We start from the raw sequence: 19,610 nt of genomic DNA, 5'->3' as shown, positions 1-19,610 counted from the left end.
CTGTTGGTTCTTAGCTGGCCGACTGTACTGACTTTCCCATTACGCGTTGTCGGGAGCCCCTGGCCTCCTCGGGCTCCAGATTCGAAAATATGCCTGTGAGCAGATCCGCCCATTTCCGCTGCCCGGTCTCGCCGGAGATCTCGTCGTTGCGGATTTCGATCATCGCGCAGGCTAGGCCGCGCGAGCGCGCGTGCCGTTCCAGCGTGAAATAGACGCGGTCGGCCGGCGAATAGGGTTCGTTGACGCCGACGGTGACGCCGGAGAGCCGCTTGAGCGCCGATATCAGCGGCGCCGCCAGCCTGCGGTCGTCATCATGGATGATGCCGATATGCCAGGGCCGGCTTCTGCCCTTGTAGACCGGCGTGAAGGAGTGCACCGACACAAGGCGCGTCTCCTGGCCGTGCGCCAGCCGTCGCTCGATGATTTGTGCAACCGTGTCATGGAACGGACGCCACGCCAGGTCGACCCGCGCCGCGCGATCCCTTTCGGAAAGACCGGTATTGCCCGGGATGGCCGTCGTTTCGCTGACCGGCGGCACGAGGTCCGGCGCGTCGAGCGGCCGGTTGCAGTCGATGACGAGACGCGAGACGCAGGTCTCGACCAGCGTGGCATCGAGCGCCTCGGCCATGCGGCCGGCGACGGGCAGCGCGCCGGGATCCCAGGCGATGTGGCGGGAGAGGTCCTCGACGGGCAGGCCGAGCGTGCCGAATTCGGAGGGCAGGAAGTTCGAGGCGTGGTCGCAGGTGAAGACGAAGGGGCTGGAGCCGCCAAGGTTGGTCACCCTCACGGTCTCCGACGGTGCAAGGCTGGCGTGCCGTGCTTTCTCCATACTGCCGTCCCCTGGGGAGCGCTGTATCTTATGTTACGTATTTTGCCTCATTGCGTCCCTGTGGATGATTTCATACACTTTGCCCGGCTTTGTCAAACGCCAATTCGGAAAACGGCGGCGACCGGGCCAACGGGCGGGGGAAAACCATGATTTCCAGCATTGCCGAACTGATCTCGGACCGCATCGGGACAATGCCCGCCGGCGAGCGCCGCGCCGCGCAGACGCTGATCGCCAACTATCCGCTGACCGGGCTGAAGACGGTCGCCGAGTTCTCGGCCGCGGCCGGCGTATCCTCGCCGACGATCCTGCGTTTCGTCGCGAGACTGGGCTTTCAGAACTATCCCGAATTCCAGTCGGCGCTGCAGGATGAGCTGGCGGCGCAATTGCAGTCTCCGGCGTCGCGCACCCTCAACCCGGCGTCGCCCGCCAACGGCGGCGCGGTTTCGCCGATGCTGGAGGCGACGCTGGAAAACATGCGCGAGACATTCCGGCACCTCTCCGACAAGCAACTGGCCGACATCGCCACAAGGCTTGCCGAGCGGCGCGGCAAGACCTTCCTGATCGGCGGCCGCTTCACCGATCCGCTGGCGCGCTACATGGCCGCCCATCTCGCCATCATCCAGCCGGATGTCTACCACCTCGCCGGCCAGGAGAGCATCTGGCGCGACCGGCTGATCGACATGGGCAAGCGCGACGTGCTGGTGATCTTCGACATCAGGCGCTACCAGGAAAGCCTCGTCCGCTTTGCCGAGAAGGCGCACCAGCGCGGCGTGCAGATCGTGCTTTTCACCGACCAGTGGCTGTCGCCGATCGCCCGCTTCGCCCGCCATGTGATTGCCGGGCGTACCGCCGTGCCGTCGGCCTGGGATTCGTCGGCCGCGCTCTTCGTCGTCGCCGAAACGCTGATCGGCGCCGTCACGAGACAGCTCGAAGCCGCCGGCGCCAAGCGCATCCGCGACCTGGAAAGCCTGCGGTGAACAGGTGTTGGCCTAGAGCAATTCCAGGAAAAGTGTGTAGCGGTTTTCCGTCCGGAATTGCCTAAAAACAAATAGTTAGAGTGGTTCAGCGTTTCCGTGAAACGATGAAACGCTCTAAGGCCTTATGAACACCTTGCCATTCGGCTTGGCCAACTCGGCCGGCAGCCTGGTCATAGCTTCGTCCAGCGGCACCACCGCCGTCACGTCGGTTAACCAGCGTCCGTCGGAAAAGCGCTTCTGCGCCTCCAGCACCGCCGGGCCGAGCCGGTCGCGAAACGCTCGCATCCATTCGGCCAGCCAGAAGCCTTCGACGCGCTTGTGCTGGAAGATCAACTGGCCGGGCTCGCGGATCACCGTCGGCTCGGCGTCGAGCCTACCATAGACGATCCAGCGCGAGCGCTTCGGCATGGCGTAGAAGATGGCCGAGGCCAGCGGTCCGGTCACCGCGTCCAGGAAGATGCGCGGCTGCTCGGTCTTCATCACCTCGCGCAGCGCAGCTTCGAAATCCGCCGCCTTTTCGTTGAGCACATGCGCGGCACCGAGCCCTTTCAGCAACGGGATCTGCTCTTCGCGGCGCACGGTGACGATCGGCCGAAAACCTTCCTCCTTCGCTAGCCCAGTGATCAGCTTGCAGAGCTGGCTGGCGCCGGCGGTCATGACGAAGGCCTTCTCGCCTTCCTCTCTGACGATGTCGAACATGGCGAGCGCGGTCAGCGGATTGACGATCATCGCCGCGGCGTCCTCGTCGCGAACCGTGTCGAGCAACGGAACGCAGGACGCAGCCTCCGCCACCGCATAGTCGGCCCACGAGCCCCAGTTCGACACGCCGGTGGCGAAGGCGACGCGCTTTCCTTCGAGGCTCTTTGCATACGGGTCATCGCCTGTCGTCACGACGATACCGACGCCCTCGAAGCCCGCCGGCCGCCCCTTCACGCGCGGCTGGCCGTATTGCCCCTTGATGAAGGCGATGTCGGACGGGTTGATCGAGGCGAGGCCAACCTTGATCAGCGCCTGTGTCGGGCCGGGTTCGGGCACGGCGATGCTGCCCGGTCGGAGATAAGGCTCCATCGCCTCCAGCGCGCCGGCCGAAGGTGTCTTGGTATAGCCGTCGCCGACGAGCAGCAAGGCCTTCATTTCCGACGCAAGCGCCATGGCGGTCAGACCTTTTCCTGCGTATATTTCCTGAGCTCGGCGCGCGCCACCTGGCGCCGGTGCACGGCGTCCGGCCCGTCAGCGAGCCGCAATGTTCTCAGATGTGTCCACGAGCGGGCGAGCGGAGTGTCCTGGCTGATGCCTTGCGCGCCGAACATCTGCACCGCCTCGTCGGTGACTTTCAGCGCGACGCGGGGTGCTACCACCTTGATCTGGCTGATCCAGGGCGCGGCGGCGCGCGGATCGCCCTGGTCGATCATCCATGCCGCCTTGAGACAGAGCAGCCGCGCCATCTCGATCTCCATGCGGCACTCGGCGATGATGTCGAAATTGGCGCCGAGCTTCGCCAGCGACTGGCCGAAGGCCTCGCGCCGCACGGAACGCTGGCACAGCATCTCCAGCGCCATCTCGGCCTGGCCGATGGCGCGCATGCAGTGATGGATGCGGCCAGGCCCCAGCCGCCCCTGCGCGATCTCGAAGCCCCTGCCCTCGCCGAGGATCAGGTTCGCCACCGGAACCCGCACATCCTCGAACCTGAGATGCATATGGCCATGCGGCGCATCGTCGTCGCCATAGACCTGCATCGGTCGCAACTTGGTGACGCCCTTGCTGTCCGCCGGCACCAGGATCATCGAATGCCGGCGATGCTGCGGCTCTTCGTCCGAGCCGGTTCTGACCATGACGATGTAGATGGCGCAGCGCGGGTCGCCGGCGCCGGACGCCCACCATTTCTCGCCGTTGAGCACATAATCATCGCCGCGCCGCTCGCAGCGCATCGAAATGTTGGTGGCGTCCGATGAGGCGACGTCGGGCTCGGTCATCAGATAGGCCGAGCGGATTTTCCCATCGAGCAGCGGCTCCAGCCATTGCCGCTTATGCTCTTCCGAGCCGTAGCGCTCCAGCACTTCCATGTTGCCGGTGTCGGGCGCCGAGCAGTTGAAGGTCTCGGCGCCGAGATGGGCTTTTCCCATCTCTTCCGCCAGATAGGCATATTCGACAGTCGACAGGCCGTAGCCGCGCTTTGAATCGGTAAGCCAGAAATTCCACAGGCCGCGCTCCCGCGCCGTCTTCTTCAGCCCTTCGAGGATCTCGGTCTGTCTGGCCGTGTAGGCCCAACGGTCGCCGCCCTTGCCGACCTCGGCGAGAAACGCCTCGCCAAGCGGCGCGATCTCGTCGCGCACCATCGCGGCCACGCTCTGGTGGATCGGCTTCAGCCGCTCGCTCATGCCGAGATTCATGTCCGCCATCGGTTCCGGCCCTTTCGAAGTCTTTACCCGTGGCAAGGATGACCGTACTTCGGCTAGCGTTGTCAACGCGAGTCCTTCGGTTTCCGGCCGGGACGAGGCACGTGGGAGGAATTAGGATGAGCTATCTGGACAGGCTGTTCTCGGTCGCCGGCAAGACAGCGCTGGTGACCGGCGCCGCAACCGGCATCGGCCGGATGGTCGCGACCGGGCTGGTGCGGGCCGGCGCCACCGTGATGATCGCCTCGCGCAAGGGCGAGGACTGCATCCGGGTCGCCAGCGAGCTCAATGCGCAGGGCGGCGACGGCCGGGCCGAGGGCTTTGCCGGCGACGTGTCCAGCGAAGCGGGCATCGCCGCTTTGGTCGCCGAGGTGAAGGTGCGCACGGACCGGCTGCACATCCTGGTCAACAATGCCGGCATTTCCTGGGGCGCGCCGCTGGAGGAGTTTCCCTACCACGCCTGGGCCAAGGTCTTCGGCGTCAATGTCACCGCGGTCTTCCATCTCACGCGGGAGCTTCTGCCGTTGCTCGACGCCGCCGCAAGCGACGAGGATCCGGCCCGCGTGATCAATCTTGGCTCGGTGATGGGCACCCAGCCGCTGGCCGACGACGCCTATTCCTACACCGCCTCCAAGGCCGCCGTGCATCACCTGACGCGCACGCTGGCGATCGAGTTCGCCGCCCGCCGCATCACGGTCAATGCCTTCGCCCCCGGCCCCTTCCAGAGCCGGATGACGGCCTTTGCCACCGCCACCGCGGAGCAGGCGAAACATGTCGGTAACCATGTTCCGCTCGGCCGCATCGGCGTGGCGGATGACATTGCCGGCGCAACGCTCTATTTGTGCAGCCGTGCCGGAAGCTATGTCACCGGCGCCATCCTGCCGATCGACGGCGGCCAGTCGGTGCAGCATGGAATGACGTTGTTCAAGGAATGATACGCTCGTTATCCGGGCGGGGGTGCGGAGGACATTAGCGTGGAACCGATCAGTCTCGATACGCTTCTGGCCAGCGTCGGCAACGAAGTCGGCGTGTCGCCCTGGCGAACGGTGACGCAGCGCATGATCGACCAGTTCGCCGACGCCACCGACGACCATCAGTTCATCCATTGCGATCCGGAGCGCGCCGCGCGTGAGACGCCGTTCGGCGGCACCATCGCGCATGGCTTCCTGTCACTGTCGCTGCTGTCGGCCATGACCTTCGAGACCATGCCGCCGATCGAAAACACCAAGATGGGCGTCAATCACGGCTTCGACACGCTGCGCTTCCTGGCGCCGGTCAAGACCGGCTCGCGCATCCGCACGCACTTCGTGCTGGCCGACGTCAAGGTGCGGCCTTCCGGCTGGGTCCAGACGGCGCATGACGTGACCATCGAGATCGAAGGATCGAAGAAGCCGGCGCTGACCGCGCGCTGGCTGACCCTGACGCTGATCGAGCGCCAGCCCGAGACCGCATGAGCGGCGACAGCAACGTCTTAGATCAAACAGCGCTTGCGCCTTACCTCGAGGCGCATATTCCGGGCTTTGCCGGGCTTTCGGCGGTCGACAAGTTCAAGTCCGGACAGTCGAACCCAACCTATCTGCTGACCGCCGCGAGCGGCCGCTACGTGCTGCGCGCCAAACCGCCGGGACAGTTGCTGAAGTCGGCGCATCAGGTCGACCGCGAGTTCCGGGTCATGCAGGCGCTCAGCTCGACCGCCGTGCCGGTGCCGCGCATGCTGCACCTGTCCGGCGAGGACTCGCCGATCGGCCGCATGTTCTATGTCATGGAATTCCTCGATGGCCGCATCTTCTGGGATCCGTCCTTGCCGGACGCATCCGGCCCCGACACATCCAGCAATGACGAGCGCGCGGCGATCTACGACGCCATGAACGCGACGCTCGCCGCCCTGCACGACGTCGATATCGCGGCCGTGGGGCTTGGCGATTTCGGCAAGCCCGGCAGCTATTTCGAGCGCCAGTTCGCGCGCTGGACCAGCCAGTACCGCGCCTCCGAAACGGAAGAGATCGCCGACATGGACCGGCTGATCGCCTGGCTGGAGACGCATATGCCGGCCGACGACGGCCGGGTCTCGCTGGTGCATGGCGACTACCGGCTGGACAACATGATCTTCGCCAAGGACGAGCCTAAGGTCATCGCCGTGCTCGACTGGGAACTGTCGACGCTCGGCCATCCCTTCGCCGACCTCGCTTATCAATGCATGCAGTGGCGGCTGCCGCATGCCTCCGGCTTTCGCGGCCTCGGCGGCGTCGACCGCGCTGTGCTCGGTCTGCCTTCCGAGGAAGCCTATGTGGCCGCCTATTGCCGGCGGCGCAGCATCGACGGCATAGGCAACTGGACATTCTTCCTCGCCTTCTCCTTCTTCCGGCTGGCGGCGATCTGCCAGGGTGTCTACCGCCGTGCGCTGGACGGCAATGCCTCCAATCCGGAAAAGGCCAAGACCTATGGCGAGGCGGTGAAGCTGCTCGCCGCGCTCGCGGTGGACCTGATCGACGGGCGGATTTGAATACGGGGAGTTGAGCGATGGGCAGATTCGATGGAGCCACGGTGCTGATAACCGGTGCGACCGGCGGCCTCGGCCGCGGCGCGGCCAAAGCCTTCGCCGCCGAGGGTGCGCGGCTGGTTCTTTCCGATCTCGACGAAGCGGCACTGGGCGATTTCGCGGCGACACTTGGCGCCGAAACCGCGTTCCTTGCCGGCAACATTGCCGACGAGAAGCTCTCGGAGGATCTGGTGAAGCTCGCCGTGGAGAAATTCGGCCGGCTGGACATTGCCGTCAACAACGCTGGGATCGTGCACGCCTTCGTGCGCCTGCCGCTGGTGACGTCGGAAGAAGCGCGCCGGGTGCTTGAGGTCGACCTGCTCGGCGTCTTCTACGCCATGAAGCACCAGATTCCACAGATGGAGCGGCAATTCAGGGAAAGCGGCAAGGGCGGCGCCATCGTCAACGTCGCCTCGGTCGCCGGTCTCTCCGGCGCGCCGAAATTGTCGGTCTACGCCGCCGCCAAGCATGGCGTCGTCGGGCTGACGCGCTCCGCGGCGGTCGAATACGCCACCAAGGGGATACGCATCAACGCGGTCTCCCCGGCGCATACCAGGACGGCGATGGTCGACGGCTTCGTGCGCTCCACCGGCGCGCCGGAAGCCGAAGCGCTTGCCGAGCTCACGCGCGGCGTGCCGATGAAGCGCGTCGGCGAAGTGGACGAGATCGTGACCGGCATCCTTTATCTCGCCGACCCCGCCAATTCCTTCATGACCGGCCACGCGCTGGCGCTCGACGGCGGCATCGGCGCGATCTAGTTCAGGTAACGGCTTTCCCCGGAATTGAGTTGGAACAAAGCGTTAGGCCGTACCTTGCGGAACCAAGCCGCTCCCTTGTCCGTTTCCGTACAGCGTATATAATTTCGTAAGGCAACCAACGACAAAGGCAGGCGGACATTGACGCTGAGCGTTCAGAAGCGCCGCGAGAAACAGAAAGCTGAGCTTCGCTCCGAACTGGTCGACGCGGCCCACAAGCTTGTCCAGGAAGAGGGCTACGAAGGGCTTACCATCCGCAAGCTGGCCAAGCGGGTCGGCTACGCGCCGATGTCTGTCTATTCCTACTTCGCCGACAAGCAGGACATCCTGTTCGCGCTCGCCGAGGACGCCTTCGAAACGCTGGCCCGGCGCATCGAGGAACATCCCTCCGACGATCCCGTTGAGGCGCTGCGGGCGGTGATGACCGAGTATGCCGCCTTCGGGCTCGGCAACCCCAATGAGTACCGCACCGTCTTCATGACCGAGAAGACTCGGCTGCCGGAAGGTCGCAGCTACGAGGACATGGAAGAGGGCAACCCGGCGATGAAAGTGCTGATCAAAAGGGTCGAAGCTTGTGTCGCCGCCGGCAAGCTCAAGGGCGACCCACGCGCCATCGCCACTATGCTGTGGACCGTCGGCCACGGCACGATCTCGCTGCTGATCACCTTTCCCTTCTATCCGTTCGGCGATCCCCAGGCCTATGTGAAGCGGATGTGCGACTTCATGTTGGCTTCATTGTCGGCGCAGGACATACCCCCGCTCACCGAAACACCCGTCCACTGCTGACCGGCCATCTTTGACCGTTTTGCCCATCCGATCGCTTGATTCGCGAAGGCGAATTCCTACGTTCAAGAAAATTTGTCGTACACGTACAAAACTTCTCCTTGTATTCAGCTTCCGTTAACCGTATATGTACGTCGTGTCGTACATGTACGGAATTGACTGGAGACGGAAGATGAAAAAGACAGTCCTCGCTCTCGCTGCCGTGCTGGCTTTCTCGGGCGCCGCTTTTGCCGGCGCGAGCCAGCCGGCCAAGCACGCCCCGGCCGCCTGCGCTCAGACCCATACCAATGTGACGCTCGACTGCACCGCCACCGGCTCGGTCGAAAAGGCCGACGCCAGCAAGACCCAGACCACCAAGGGCCCGCGGCTCGGCATGGACGTGAACCCGTGGTTCCTGCCCGGCCTTTGAACGCGGCAAACGCAAAATTGGAAACGAAAACGGGCGGCACTTGGCCGCCCGTTTTCGTTTCCAAGGTAATCCGGTCGTACCCTATGTCTTTGCCGGCACGTTTCTATTTCTTGCCGGGCTTCGCCGGAGAGCCGGAAATGGACGTGCCTGTGATCGACACCGGATCGCTGGCCGGGAATGTGTCCTCGAGGCCTTCCTCGAGCTCTTCTTCCTCGATCTCGTGATGCCGTTCCTGCTCGAGCGAACGGACCGCCGCTGTCTTCCTAGGCGACTTTGGTGCTGATTTGGATGGCATCGGCTTCTCCCTCGCTAGTCGCAAATAACGGAACGAAGCGGCGATGGTTCCTATGGGGGAACACAGCAGAGGGCACGCCACGAGAGGTCATGTACTCAGTTCGCAGCGTCGCTCGCCGCTTCCGACAGCAAAGTAAAGACATAGTCCGAGAAGGAACGCCAGCACTCCACGCGGAATGCGTCCGCGCCGGTACGCAGCAGCACGATCTCGGACTTGCCGAGGATGGTGCGCGACGCCGCCCCGACCGGGAAGGCTTCGAGCGACAGGTCCTGCGGGCAACCGGAATTGACCGTCACGGCGGCGGCTGGCCCGGTGACCGAGATCGCGACATTGCGATGCGAGATGCCGACCGCCGAATGCAGCGCCGACAGCTTGGCGCAGTCGGCCAGCGGATCCTTGCCGGCCTCGTCGATGATCAGCCACTCGTCCGGCCCGAGCCATAGCGCGGTGCGCCCGCCCTTGGTGGCCGAGCTTTTCGGCTTCGCCGGCAGCGTCACGCCCAGCGCCTTGGAGAGCGCGGCGAGCGAAGCTTCCGGCGCGCGCAGCGAGATGCGTTCGGCCGGCGGCAGGATCTCGACCTTGACGCCCGGCGCCTCCAGAGCGCGGCCCGCAAGTGCCGGACGCCGCTCGACGGAAGCTGAAGCCTCGGCGGCTTTTATCTTGGCGGCAGCCTTAGCCATTGAGGCGTTCTCCCTTCTCGTCGACGAACACCATGCCCGTCACCTGCACCTCGATCGTGCCGTTCGGCATCGGCACGTAGAGCGTCTGCCCGAGGCGGTCGCGGCCGCCGGCGACGAGCGCCAGCGCGATCGAGCACCCGCAATTCTCCGACCAGTAGCTGGAGGTGACGTGGCCGATCATCTTCATGGGGATCGCCTGTTTCGGATCAGCCACGATCTGCGCGCCCTCTTCCAGCACGACCTTCGGGTCCTTGGTCTTCAGGCCGACGAGTTGCTTGCGGCCATTGGCGACGAGGTCCGAGCGCATCATGCCGCGGATGCCGACGAAGTCGGTCTTCTTCTTGCCGACCGCCCAGTCGAGCCCGGCGTCGTTCGGCGTCACCGTGCCGTCGGTGTCCTGGCCGACGATGATGTAGCCCTTCTCGGCGCGCAGCACGTGCATCGTTTCGGTGCCGTAGGCAGTGGCGCCATGCTTCTGGCCTTCGGCCCACAGCGCTTCCCAGACGGCCTCGCCATAGTCGGCCGGCACGTTGACCTCGAAGCCGCGCTCGCCGGTGAAGGACATGCGGAACAGCCTCGTCGGCACGCCGCAGATCTTGCCCTCGCGCACCGACATATGCGGCAGCGCTTCGTCCGACATGTCGATGCCTTCGACCAGCGGCGCGATGATCTCGCGGGATTTCGGTCCCTGCACCGCGATCACCGCCCATTGCTCGGTGATCGAGGTCAGCCAGACATTGAGATGCGGGAACTCGGTCTGGAGGTAGTCCTCCATGTGGTGCATGACGCGCGGCGCGCCGCCGGTCGTCGTCGTCACATGGAAGCGGTCCGGCGCCAGCCTGCCGACGACGCCGTCGTCATAGATGAAGCCGTCCTCGCGCAGCATGATGCCGTAGCGGCAGCGGCCGGGCTCCAGCTTCTCCCACGGATTGGTGTAAAGCAGCTCCATGAACTTCGCCGCATCCGGCCCGACCACCTCGATCTTGCCGAGCGTCGAGGCGTCGAACAGGCCGGCCGCCTTGCGTACCGTCACGCATTCGCGGTTGACGGCGGCGTGCATGTCCTCGCCGGCCTTGGGGAAATACCAGGCGCGTTTCCACTGGCCGACATCCTCGAAGACGGCGCCATGCGCCGCCGCCCAGCCATGGGTCGCGGTCCGACGCGTCGGGTCGAACAAGGCGCCGCGCGCGTGGCCGACGATCGAGCCGAACGTCACCGGCGTATAGGGCGCGCGGAAGGTGGTGAGACCGACCTGCGGGATCGGTTTGCCAAGCGTTTCGGCCGCGATCGCCAGGCCGTGCATGTTCGAGGTCTTGCCCTGGTCGGTCGCCATGCCGTTGGTGGTGAAGCGCTTGACGTGCTCGATCGAGTGCATGCCTTCATGCACCGCCTGGCGGATGTCCTTGGCGGTGACGTCGTTCTGGAAATCGACGAAAGCCTTGACCGTGGTGCCCGGTCCGGCGCCGGGGGCGGCGCCCAGCATGCCGCGCGACCAGCTCTCGCTGGCATCGACCTTGGGCTTGGCGCCCTTGCCCGTCTTGACGCTGGAATCCTTGACGCCGGCCTCCTTCGCCGCTTTGGCGCCGGCCGCGTAGGCCTCGTCGACCGTTGCGTCCAGCCCGTCCGTTCCGTTGCAGGCGCCGACCGAGACGCAGTCCTGCGCATAGGTTCCCGGCACGAAGCGCCGCGTCTCCTCGTTGAAGGCGACCTTGCCGCGCGACTGCGAGAAAAGATGTACCGACGGCGTCCAGCCGGCCGACATCAGGATGGCATCGACCGCGATGGTGCGCTCGCCGCCGCCATTCTTCGGCTGCACGGTCATCGAGGAGACGCGCAGCTTGCCGCCGGCGCTGACCACCGCGCGGCCGAAATTGATCTCTATGCCGAGTCTTCTCGCCTCGTCGATCACCGCCCCCGACGGGTTGTCGCGCAGGTCGACGATCGCGGCGATATTGATGCCGGCTTTCTTCAGGTCGATCGCTGCCGCGTAAGCCGAGTCGTTGGCCGTATAGACGCCGACATTCCTGCCGACCGCGACGCCATAGTGGTTGAGGTAAGTGCGCGCGGCCGATGCCAGCATGACACCCGGACGGTCGTTGTTGGCGAACACCATGTGCCGCTCGATGGCGCCGGTTGCCAGCACCACGCGCTTGGCGCGGACCTGCCACAGGCGCTCGCGCGCCAGCTCGCGGCCGGGGCTCTTGAGATGGTCGCTGACCCGCTCGACCAGGCCGACGAAGTTCTGCGCATAATACCCAAAGGCAGTCGTGCGCGGCAGCACGCGGACGTTGTCCATGGCCTTGAGTCTCGCGATCGCGGCTTGCGCCCAGGCAAAACCATTCTCGCCGTCGATCTTGGCTCCGCTCTCGAAGCGCAGGCTGCCGCCGAATTCGGCCTGCTCGTCGGCGAGGATGACCCGCACGCCGGTTTCGGCGGCGGCGAGCGCCGCGGCGATACCGGCGACACCGCCGCCCAGCACCAGCACGTCGCAATGCGCATAGCGCGCCGCATAGTGGTCGGGGTCCGGTCGGTCCGGAGAAACGCCAAGGCCGGCGGCCGAGCGGATCTGCGGCTCGTAGAGGCTCTTCCAGGCCGATTTCGGCCACATGAAGGTCTTGTAGTAGAAGCCTGCCGAGAACATCGGCGAGGCAAGGTCATTGACCGCGCCGACGTCGAAGGCCAGCGAAGGCCAGCGGTTCTGCGAATGGGCTGTCAGTCCGTCATAGAGCTCCTGCACGGTCGCCCGCACATTCGGCGTCTTGCGCGCGTCGTCGCGCACGACCTGAACCAGCGCGTTCGGCTCTTCCGCGCCGGCCGACAGGAAGCCGCGCGGCCGGTGATATTTGAAGGAACGGCCGACCAGATGCACGCCGTTGGCGAGCAGCGCCGAGGCCAGCGTATCGCCCTCGATACCGGTATAGGACCTATCGTCGAAGCTGAAGGACGCGGTCTTCGCCTGGCTGAGGCGCCCGGCGCCGGGAATGCGGAACGCGGCGTTCATTTCGAGGCTCCAGGCAGCTTCGCAGGCTTCGGCTCGCCGGCCTTGTAGGTCATGACGAACTTGTCGGTGACGGTGTCGCGCACGGCGTTGAAGAAGCGCGCGCAGCCATGGATGTGCCGCCAGCGCTCATAGGTGACGCCTTTCGGGTTCGAGCGGATGAAGAAGAATTTCTCGAAATCGTCTTCGCTCTCGGCGGCAATGTTGGTCGGGCGCGCGATATGCGCCTCGCCGGCATTGCGGAATTCGAGTTCCGGGCGCTCTTCCTCGCAATAGGGACAGCGGATGAGAAGCATTTTCGGTCGATCCTACAATTCGCCATGGCCGGCGCGGGCGCCGGCCGGTTGATCGCAAAGCCTCAGCGGAAATGTCGGCATCAGTGCGCCACCGCCGCCGCAGCCGCCTCGTCGATGAGACGGCCGGTGCGGAACCGCTCGAGCGTGAAGGGCGCATTGATCGGGTGCGGGTCGTCCCTGGCGATCGTGTGGGCAAAGACGTTGCCCGAACCAGGCGTCGCCTTGAAGCCGCCCGTGCCCCAGCCGCAATTGACATAGAGTCCCTTGACCGGCGTCTTCGCCAGGATGGGCGAACGGTCCGGCGTCACGTCGACGATGCCGCCCCAGGAGCGCAGCATCTTCATGCGCGTGAAGATCGGGAACATCTCGCAGATGGCGTCCAGCGTGTGCTGCAATATGTGCAGGCCGCCGGTCTGCGAATAGGAGATATACTGGTCGGTGCCGGCGCCGATGACCAGCTCGCCCTTGTCGGACTGCGAGATATAGGCGTGCACGGTGTTCGACATCACCACGCAAGGCACCACCGGCTTGACCGGCTCCGACACCAGCGCCTGCAGCGGGTAGCTTTCGAGTGGCATGCGCACGCCGGCCATGTTCATGATGACGGAGGAATGGCCGGCGGCGACGACACCGACCTTCTTGGCGCCGATGAAACCGCGCGTCGTCTCGACGCCGGCGACGGCGCCATTGGCCGCGCGCTTGATGCCGGTGACCTCGCAGTTCTGGATGATGTGAACGCCGCGCGCCGAGGCGCCGCGCGCATAGCCCCAGGCGACCGCATCGTGGCGCGCCGTGCCGCCGCGGCGCTGCAAGGCCGCGCCCATCACCGGATAGCGCGCCTCTTTGGCGATGTTCAGCGGCGGACAGAATTCCTTCGCCTGCTCCGGCGTCAGCCATTCATTGTCGATGCCGTTGAGCCGGTTGGCATGGATGTGGCGCTTGAACACCTGGACGTCATGCACATTGTGCGCAAGCATCATGACGCCGCGCGCCGAATACATGACGTTGTAGTTGAGCTCCTGGCTGAGCCCGTCCCACAGCTTCAGCGCATGGTCGTAGATGCCGGCGCTCTCGTCATAGAGGTAGTTGGAGCGGATGATGGTGGTGTTGCGGCCGGTGTTGCCGCCGCCGAGCCAGCCCTTCTCCAGCACCGCGACATTGGTGATGCCGTGCTCGCTCGCCAGATAATAGGCCGTCGCCAGGCCGTGGCCGCCGGCGCCGACGATGATGACGTCGTATTCCTTCTTCGGCTCGGGCGAAGTCCACTGTTCTTCCCAGCCCTTGTGGCCGCGCATCGCCTCGCGGGCAATGGCGAATACCGAATATTTCTTCACGTTATAGCCTCGCGCCAAAAATCGCGGATGTCGTCCGCCCGTCACGCGAGGTGTATCACTAGCGAAACCGTGCTGCCATCCTTGCGCTGTTTGCGACGGCGCTTGCCGTTTTGCGCCACAGGTTCGCGGCGCCTGCCCGACCAGCCGCAATCCGACCTGCAAGTCAGCTTTCGGGTGGCTGCCGAAATGCCGATCTGCGAGCAAACACCCGACCGCCGGCAAGACCGGTTCAATGGAAGGATGATAGAGACATGTTCGCGCTCACCAACAAGGTCGCCATCGTCACCGGCGCCAGTTCGGGCATCGGCCGCGCCACCGCCAGGCTGTTCGCCGAACAGGGCGCCCGCCTCGTCGTTGCGGCGCGCCGCCGGACTGAGCTCGACGCGCTTGTCGGCGAGATCGAGGAAGCCGGCGGCACTGCGGCAGCACTTGCCGGCGACGTCAGGGACGAGGCCCACGCGAAGGCTCTGGTCGAGCTTGCGATCGAAAGGTTCGGCGGTCTCGACATCGCCTTCAACAATGCCGGCTCCGTCGGCGTGATGGCACCGCTTCCCGATATGGCGCCGGCAAGCTGGCGGGAGACGATAGACACAAACCTGACCAGCGCCTATCTGGCCGCGCGGCAACAGATTCCGCCGATGCTGCAGCGCGGCGGCGGCTCGCTGATCTTCACCTCGAGTTTCGTCGGCTGCACGGCCGGCATGCCGGGCATGGCGGCCTACGCCGCGGCTAAGGCGGGCCTGATCGGACTGACGCAGGTGCTGGCCGCCGAATACGGACCGAAGGGGCTGCGCGTCAACGCGCTGCTGCCCGGCGGAACGGACACGCCCGGTGCCACAACCACCACGCCCGAGGCCCGCGCCTTCGTCGAGGGCATCCACGCGCTGAAGCGCATGGCGCAGCCGGAAGAGATCGCCCGCTCGGCGCTTTATCTCGCTTCTGACGCTTCGAGCTTCACCACTGGCACGGCGTTGTTTGCCGATGGCGGAGTATCGATCAACCGGACGTGAAGGGATTGGTGGGCATGGGTTGCCCACCAGCCGAAAATGTCGTGAAGCGGCCTTGCATTTCTGCGCGGTTTGACGATTCCGTTTTCTCGTCGAAGACGGACGGGACCGATGCTGCTGATCAGAACCTATGTTGCCCAGAGCGCCATCGAAGGCGTCGGCGTTTTCGCCGCCGAGCCGATCAGGAAGGGTGCCTCGATCTGGCGGCTCGATCCCGATTTCGATCGGCTGATCCCAATGGAGAAATACGAGGCGGCGCCGGCGCATCTGCGCGAATTGCTCGACCGCTACGCCTATCCGAGCCCGGACAGGCCGGGTTTCATGGTCTATGAGGTCGACAACGGCCGCTTCATGAATCATTCCGAGCGGCCGAACACCGATTTCTCGCAATATGGCGGCGCCACCGCCATTCGCGACATCGCCGCCGGCGAGGAAATTACCTGCGACTATGGCGAGTTTTTCGAGGATTTCGCCCGCCTCCATTTGGCGACGGCGTGAGCGCGGAGCAGGCGAGGCGAGGCGCACCGGTTTTTGATCACGGTTTCCTGCAATCAACGGTGGACAGCACGGCCTGATTCTGCTATCAGCCGCCACAATTCGCGGTGCAACCCGCCGCGGAGGCATGGTGGCTATGGCCGCTTGCCTGTTGATTTCAAACCCGAAGACAGGATTGCCCGTGCAGGTACTCGTCCGCGACAACAACGTTGATCAGGCGCTTCGCGCGCTGAAGAAGAAGATGCAGCGCGAAGGTATTTTCCGCGAAATGAAGATGCGCGGTCACTACGAGAAGCCGTCCGAGAAGCGTGCCCGCGAGAAGGCCGAAGCCGTCCGCCGCGCCCGCAAGCTGGCCCGCAAGCGCGCGCAGCGCGAAGGCCTGCTGCCGATGACCCCGCGCCCGGCTCCCGCTGGTGCTGCCGGCGCATCGCGTTCGCCGCGCTGATAACGCCAATTTTTCGTCCTTTTCGAAGGATACCGAGGGTGGCGCGATGCGGAATCGCCGCCACCTTTTTGTTTATGCATTCGAGCCGGTTCGGAGAGGGAACGGACCTGACGGCGCGGCGCCAGTGAGGACAAAGATGAACGCAATTACCGTGGAGCGCAGAACCGCTTTTCGCGGCTTCGCCCTGACGGCGGCCCTGCTTTCGGGCCTGACCCTTGCAGCATGCCAGACAGCCCCGACAGGGGAGTTCAACAACATCGACAAGGCGCAAGGGTCGACTGAGAACATCTCCTCGCTGTCGGCGGTCATCCAGCGCAATCCGCAGGATCCCGAGGGCTATAATGTGCGCGGCTCGGCCTATGGCCGCGGCGGCCAGTACCAGGCGGCCTTGAAGGATTTCAACCAAGCCATCCAGCTCAATCCGAATTTCTACCAGGCCTATTCGAACCGCGCGCTCATCCAGCGCTTCCTCGGCAATCAGGAAGCGGCGCTCGCGGACTACAACCGCTCGATCCAGATCAACGCGAATTACGACGCCGCCTATATCGGCCGCGGCAATCTCTATCGCAAGGCGGGCCGCACCCAGGACGCCTTCAACGACTTCCAGAAGGCAATCCAGCTCGACACCACCGACGCCCGCGCCTACCACAATCGCGGCCTGATCTATCAAAGCCAGGGCCAGCACAAATTCGCCATCGAGGACTTCTCGACCGCCATATCGCTGGCGCCGGACGCCGCCGAGCCCTACAACGGCCGCGGCCTCTCCTACCTCGCCATGAACGACGAGGACAATGCCTTCGCCGACTTCAACATGGCCATCAAGCTCGACGGCAAGAACGCCGAGGCCTGGGCCAACCAGGCGCTTATCTACGAGCGGCGCGGCGACAAGGTAAGGGCGGCCAAGTCCTACCGCGAGGCCATCCACCTCGACCCCAACTACCAGCCGGCCAAGGACGGTTTGTCGCGCACCTCCGGCAGCGCCAGCTGATCGAAAGCTGACGCAAGCAAGGTTGCTCCGCGACACCAAGGCGTCGCCTGCGATCACCAAGGCGTCGCCTTCGATCGCCAAGGCGTCGCCTGCGATCGCCCTGTCGTGCCGGCGATCGCACTGTTGCGCCCCGGAGACGCCCGTAGCGGTCCGTTAACCGCCTGGCGCAATGCGTCGACCTCTGCCATGCTCGCGCCAAGTTTTCGGCGGAACGCTCCTCGCACCTCGACCGTTTAATCGGGGCCAATTTTTTGCGAAAGGACCTTTCCAATGATCAAAACGCTTGCCTGTGCCGCCGCCGCGCTTACCGCCACGGTCCTCGCTTCTCCGGTCAACGCCGGCACGCTCCGGCTCGGCACGCTCGATTGCTCAATCGACGGTGGAACCGGCTATATCATCTCGTCAAACAAGGGCGTGTCCTGCGTCTTCCGGCCCTCTCATCACGGGCCGGCCGAGATTTACACCGGGATGATCTCCAAGCTCGGCGTCGATGTCGGCAAGACGCATCAGGGCCAGCTCGTCTGGGCGGTTCTGGCCGCCACCCCCAGTCATGACGCGGGGGACCTCGCCGGCAGCTATTACGGCGTCAATGCCGAGGCGAGCGTCGTGACAGGCGGCGGCGCCAACGTCCTGGTCGGCGGCTGGAATAGCGCCTTCATGCTCGAGCCGCTCAGCGTCCAGGCGCAGACCGGCGTCAATCTCGCCGTCACCGTGGCCTCGCTGGACCTCGTCCACTCCTACAAGTAGAACTTTCAATCGGAACCGATGCGGCCCGGGACATTCGTTCCGGGCCGCATTTTTTTTGCGCGCTGGTCCACCGATATCGCTGAAAAAGCCTCTTGAGCTCAACTGCGCTTGAGGTTCTACAAGCCCTGCCGATCTGGATCTGGCGCCCTGTTCGAAAGCGAATGAGGCTGCTGTAGCAAGCAGGAGATCGACGTGACCGCAGCAAGCGGCAACAAGGTGAATTGGCGGGCGTTGTGGGCAAGCGGCGACCTGGCGCGCTTCTGTTTCATCAGCCTGGGTATTCTGCTGCATGCTACCAATGAGACGATGGTGGCGACGATCATGCCGGCCATGGTCGGCGAGCTCGCGGGCGTGCAGCTGGTTGGCTGGTCGCTGGCGATCTACGAGCTTGGCGCCATTGTCGCTGGCGCCGCGGCCGGGCGGCTGGTGAGCTATGTCGCGCTGCGCTCCAACATGGTGGTCGCCGCTTTGCTCTACGCGACAGGCGCGCTGATCTGCGCCACGGCTCCCTCGATGCCGCTCTTCCTCGCCGGACGCCTGGTCGAGGGTCTTGGCGGCGGCGCGCTCGTGTCGCTCGCTTTCGTCTCGGTCGAGCGGCTGTTTTCGCGCAACATCTGGCCGCAGCTCTTCGGCATCATGTCGGCGATCTGGGGCGTCGCCGCCTTCAGCGGACCGATGCTCGGCGCGATCATGACAGAGTTCCTGTCGTGGCGCTGGGCCTTCGGCGTCTTCACCTTCGGCGGCGCGGCGATGGCGCTGGTAAGCTTCATGGTGCTCGACACACCCGAGGCGACGAAGCCGCAGGCGGGCGGGGGCTCCGCACCGCCCTTTCCCTATCCGGCGCTCGCCTGTCTCGCCATCAGCGTCGTGCTGATCGCCGCAGCCGGCATCGACATTGCCCTGCTGCGCTCGTCGCTGCTGCTGGCCCTCGGCTCGATCGGGCTGGTCCTGTTCTTCCGCATCGACGCCCTCAGGCCGCGCTCTCGCCTCTTCCCGTCACCTTTGTTTTCATGGCGTACGCCGCTCGGCAGCGGCATGACCATGGTTGCGGCGTTCTCGGTGGCCACCTGCACCTTCGCCATTTACGGGCCGCTGCTTTTGACCACCCTGCACGGCATACCGATCCTGACGACCGGCTACATCATCGCCGCCGAATCGATCGCCTGGTCGATCCTGTCGATCATCATCGCCAATGCGCCGCTGGAACGCGAACGCGTGATCATCGTCATCGGCGCGCTGATGATCGCCTCGGGCCTCGCCGGTTTCGCCTACACCATCCCGGCGGGCTCGATTCCGCTGATCCTGCTCTGCGCTCTGCTGCAGGGCGGCGGCTTCGGCATATGCTGGCCGTTCCTCACGCGTGTCATCGTCGCTTCGGCCCGTGAAGGCGAGCAGACCATCGCGTCGGCCGCCGTGCCGACCATGCAGCGCATCGGTTACGCGGTGGGCGCGGCGCTCGCCGGCATCGTAGCCAACGCCAGCGGCTTCTCGGAAGGGCTGAACCGCGAAGCGGCCGCCGGCGTCGCAGGCTGGCTGTTCCTTGCCTTCGTGCCGCTCGGCGTTCTGGGTTGCATCGCAGCTCTGAGGATCGCCATGCCGGCCGTTCGGCCACAGGAAGCGGCAGGCTAATGGTAACG

General features: G+C 65.0%; 21 protein-coding genes. 13 read left to right on the top strand and 8 right to left on the bottom strand.

Going from position 1 to position 19,610, the window contains the following annotated elements; genetic code table 11:
* Positions 1-10 precede the first annotated feature (10 nt).
* Entirely contained in the window at positions 11-829 is an 819-nt protein-coding gene (locus QAZ47_RS11385; protein ID WP_278233291.1) for an N-formylglutamate amidohydrolase, read from the bottom strand.
* A 146-nt stretch (positions 830-975) separates the two neighbouring features.
* Here QAZ47_RS11385 and QAZ47_RS11380 point away from each other — a divergent pair, with 146 nt between their 5' ends.
* Positions 976-1,806, top strand: coding sequence for a MurR/RpiR family transcriptional regulator (locus QAZ47_RS11380; protein ID WP_278233290.1), 831 nt, complete (start codon positions 976-978; stop codon positions 1,804-1,806).
* A 114-nt stretch (positions 1,807-1,920) separates the two neighbouring features.
* On the opposite strand, the gene QAZ47_RS11375 is transcribed toward QAZ47_RS11380, so the two are convergent.
* Both QAZ47_RS11375 and QAZ47_RS11370 read right to left on the bottom strand, forming a co-directional pair.
* Positions 1,921-2,958, bottom strand: coding sequence for a zinc-binding dehydrogenase (locus tag QAZ47_RS11375; RefSeq protein ID WP_278233289.1), 1,038 nt, complete (start codon positions 2,956-2,958; stop codon positions 1,921-1,923).
* A gap of 5 nt (positions 2,959-2,963) precedes the next feature.
* A complete protein-coding gene (locus QAZ47_RS11370) occupies positions 2,964-4,205 on the bottom strand; it encodes an acyl-CoA dehydrogenase family protein (RefSeq protein WP_278233288.1) in 1,242 nt (413 codons plus the stop codon).
* Between the two features lie 116 nt (positions 4,206-4,321).
* Here QAZ47_RS11370 and QAZ47_RS11365 point away from each other — a divergent pair, with 116 nt between their 5' ends.
* The 6 genes from QAZ47_RS11365 to QAZ47_RS11340 all read left to right on the top strand — a co-directional run bounded on the left by QAZ47_RS11365 (position 4,322) and on the right by QAZ47_RS11340 (position 8,688).
* Entirely contained in the window at positions 4,322-5,137 is an 816-nt protein-coding gene (locus QAZ47_RS11365; protein WP_278233287.1) for an SDR family oxidoreductase, read from the top strand.
* Positions 5,138-5,170: 33 nt separating this feature from the next.
* Entirely contained in the window at positions 5,171-5,656 is a 486-nt protein-coding gene (locus QAZ47_RS11360; RefSeq protein ID WP_278233795.1) for a MaoC family dehydratase, read from the top strand.
* Positions 5,653-6,705: a phosphotransferase family protein gene (locus QAZ47_RS11355; RefSeq protein ID WP_278233286.1), complete on the top strand. Its 1,053-nt coding sequence runs from the start codon at positions 5,653-5,655 to the stop codon at positions 6,703-6,705. The genes QAZ47_RS11360 and QAZ47_RS11355 overlap by 4 nt, the downstream gene beginning before the upstream one ends.
* 17 nt (positions 6,706-6,722) lie before the next feature.
* The gene (locus QAZ47_RS11350) at positions 6,723-7,499 is read left to right on the top strand and encodes an SDR family oxidoreductase (protein ID WP_278233285.1); all 777 of its coding nucleotides are present in this window, start codon (positions 6,723-6,725) and stop codon (positions 7,497-7,499) included.
* Positions 7,500-7,637: 138 nt separating this feature from the next.
* The gene (locus QAZ47_RS11345) at positions 7,638-8,282 is read left to right on the top strand and encodes a TetR/AcrR family transcriptional regulator (RefSeq protein ID WP_278233284.1); all 645 of its coding nucleotides are present in this window, start codon (positions 7,638-7,640) and stop codon (positions 8,280-8,282) included.
* A gap of 169 nt (positions 8,283-8,451) precedes the next feature.
* Positions 8,452-8,688, top strand: coding sequence for a DUF680 domain-containing protein (locus QAZ47_RS11340; RefSeq protein WP_278233283.1), 237 nt, complete (start codon positions 8,452-8,454; stop codon positions 8,686-8,688).
* Between the two features lie 103 nt (positions 8,689-8,791).
* On the opposite strand, the gene QAZ47_RS11335 is transcribed toward QAZ47_RS11340, so the two are convergent.
* The 5 genes from QAZ47_RS11335 to QAZ47_RS11315 form a co-directional block, all read right to left on the bottom strand.
* Positions 8,792-8,983, bottom strand: a complete 192-nt coding sequence (locus QAZ47_RS11335) for a hypothetical protein (protein WP_278206840.1) — start codon at positions 8,981-8,983, stop codon at positions 8,792-8,794.
* 95 nt (positions 8,984-9,078) lie between these two features.
* Entirely contained in the window at positions 9,079-9,663 is a 585-nt protein-coding gene (locus QAZ47_RS11330; protein WP_278233282.1) for a sarcosine oxidase subunit gamma, read from the bottom strand.
* Positions 9,656-12,664, bottom strand: a complete 3,009-nt coding sequence (locus QAZ47_RS11325) for a sarcosine oxidase subunit alpha (RefSeq protein ID WP_278233281.1) — start codon at positions 12,662-12,664, stop codon at positions 9,656-9,658. The genes QAZ47_RS11330 and QAZ47_RS11325 overlap by 8 nt, the downstream gene beginning before the upstream one ends.
* Positions 12,661-12,957, bottom strand: a complete 297-nt coding sequence (locus QAZ47_RS11320) for a sarcosine oxidase subunit delta (RefSeq protein WP_278206837.1) — start codon at positions 12,955-12,957, stop codon at positions 12,661-12,663. Before QAZ47_RS11320 ends, QAZ47_RS11325 begins: the two co-directional genes overlap by 4 nt.
* Before the next feature lie 80 nt (positions 12,958-13,037).
* Complete coding sequence (locus QAZ47_RS11315) at positions 13,038-14,291, bottom strand: sarcosine oxidase subunit beta (protein ID WP_278074601.1); 1,254 nt, start codon at positions 14,289-14,291, stop codon at positions 13,038-13,040.
* Between the two features lie 251 nt (positions 14,292-14,542).
* Here QAZ47_RS11315 and QAZ47_RS11310 point away from each other — a divergent pair, with 251 nt between their 5' ends.
* From QAZ47_RS11310 to QAZ47_RS11285, 6 genes are all read left to right on the top strand, one after another.
* Positions 14,543-15,301 carry an SDR family oxidoreductase gene (locus tag QAZ47_RS11310; RefSeq protein ID WP_278206836.1) on the top strand — a complete coding sequence of 253 codons (759 nt, stop codon included), beginning with the start codon at positions 14,543-14,545 and terminating at the stop codon, positions 15,299-15,301.
* Between the two features lie 108 nt (positions 15,302-15,409).
* A complete protein-coding gene (locus QAZ47_RS11305; RefSeq protein WP_278206835.1) occupies positions 15,410-15,796 on the top strand; it encodes an SET domain-containing protein-lysine N-methyltransferase in 387 nt (128 codons plus the stop codon).
* 178 nt (positions 15,797-15,974) lie between these two features.
* A complete protein-coding gene (gene rpsU / locus QAZ47_RS11300) occupies positions 15,975-16,238 on the top strand; it encodes a 30S ribosomal protein S21 (RefSeq protein WP_040969057.1) in 264 nt (87 codons plus the stop codon).
* A gap of 136 nt (positions 16,239-16,374) precedes the next feature.
* Complete coding sequence (locus tag QAZ47_RS11295) at positions 16,375-17,226, top strand: tetratricopeptide repeat protein (RefSeq protein WP_278206834.1); 852 nt, start codon at positions 16,375-16,377, stop codon at positions 17,224-17,226.
* 270 nt (positions 17,227-17,496) lie between these two features.
* Positions 17,497-17,973 carry a DUF992 domain-containing protein gene (locus tag QAZ47_RS11290; protein ID WP_278074605.1) on the top strand — a complete coding sequence of 159 codons (477 nt, stop codon included), beginning with the start codon at positions 17,497-17,499 and terminating at the stop codon, positions 17,971-17,973.
* A 192-nt stretch (positions 17,974-18,165) separates the two neighbouring features.
* Positions 18,166-19,602 carry an MFS transporter gene (locus QAZ47_RS11285; protein ID WP_278206833.1) on the top strand — a complete coding sequence of 479 codons (1,437 nt, stop codon included), beginning with the start codon at positions 18,166-18,168 and terminating at the stop codon, positions 19,600-19,602.
* The last annotated feature ends 8 nt before the right edge of the window (positions 19,603-19,610 follow it).

Source organism: Mesorhizobium sp. WSM4904, from assembly GCF_029674545.1.
Taxonomy (GTDB): Bacteria; Pseudomonadota; Alphaproteobacteria; order Rhizobiales; family Rhizobiaceae; genus Mesorhizobium.
This window is presented reverse-complemented; position numbering and strand designations above follow the sequence as displayed.

Coding starts and splice junctions, on each gene's coding strand:
- QAZ47_RS11385 (WP_278233291.1), bottom strand. CDS start 829: ATGGAGAAAGCACGGCACGCCAGCCTTGCACCGTCGGAGACCGTGAGG.
- QAZ47_RS11335 (WP_278206840.1), bottom strand. CDS start 8,983: ATGCCATCCAAATCAGCACCAAAGTCGCCTAGGAAGACAGCGGCGGTC.
- QAZ47_RS11350 (WP_278233285.1), top strand. CDS start 6,723: ATGGGCAGATTCGATGGAGCCACGGTGCTGATAACCGGTGCGACCGGC.
- QAZ47_RS11375 (WP_278233289.1), bottom strand. CDS start 2,958: ATGGCGCTTGCGTCGGAAATGAAGGCCTTGCTGCTCGTCGGCGACGGC.
- QAZ47_RS11355 (WP_278233286.1), top strand. CDS start 5,653: ATGAGCGGCGACAGCAACGTCTTAGATCAAACAGCGCTTGCGCCTTAC.
- QAZ47_RS11340 (WP_278233283.1), top strand. CDS start 8,452: ATGAAAAAGACAGTCCTCGCTCTCGCTGCCGTGCTGGCTTTCTCGGGC.
- QAZ47_RS11380 (WP_278233290.1), top strand. CDS start 976: ATGATTTCCAGCATTGCCGAACTGATCTCGGACCGCATCGGGACAATG.
- QAZ47_RS11320 (WP_278206837.1), bottom strand. CDS start 12,957: ATGCTTCTCATCCGCTGTCCCTATTGCGAGGAAGAGCGCCCGGAACTC.
- QAZ47_RS11305 (WP_278206835.1), top strand. CDS start 15,410: ATGCTGCTGATCAGAACCTATGTTGCCCAGAGCGCCATCGAAGGCGTC.
- QAZ47_RS11365 (WP_278233287.1), top strand. CDS start 4,322: ATGAGCTATCTGGACAGGCTGTTCTCGGTCGCCGGCAAGACAGCGCTG.
- QAZ47_RS11295 (WP_278206834.1), top strand. CDS start 16,375: ATGAACGCAATTACCGTGGAGCGCAGAACCGCTTTTCGCGGCTTCGCC.
- QAZ47_RS11325 (WP_278233281.1), bottom strand. CDS start 12,664: ATGAACGCCGCGTTCCGCATTCCCGGCGCCGGGCGCCTCAGCCAGGCG.
- QAZ47_RS11370 (WP_278233288.1), bottom strand. CDS start 4,205: ATGGCGGACATGAATCTCGGCATGAGCGAGCGGCTGAAGCCGATCCAC.
- QAZ47_RS11330 (WP_278233282.1), bottom strand. CDS start 9,663: ATGGCTAAGGCTGCCGCCAAGATAAAAGCCGCCGAGGCTTCAGCTTCC.
- QAZ47_RS11310 (WP_278206836.1), top strand. CDS start 14,543: ATGTTCGCGCTCACCAACAAGGTCGCCATCGTCACCGGCGCCAGTTCG.
- QAZ47_RS11290 (WP_278074605.1), top strand. CDS start 17,497: ATGATCAAAACGCTTGCCTGTGCCGCCGCCGCGCTTACCGCCACGGTC.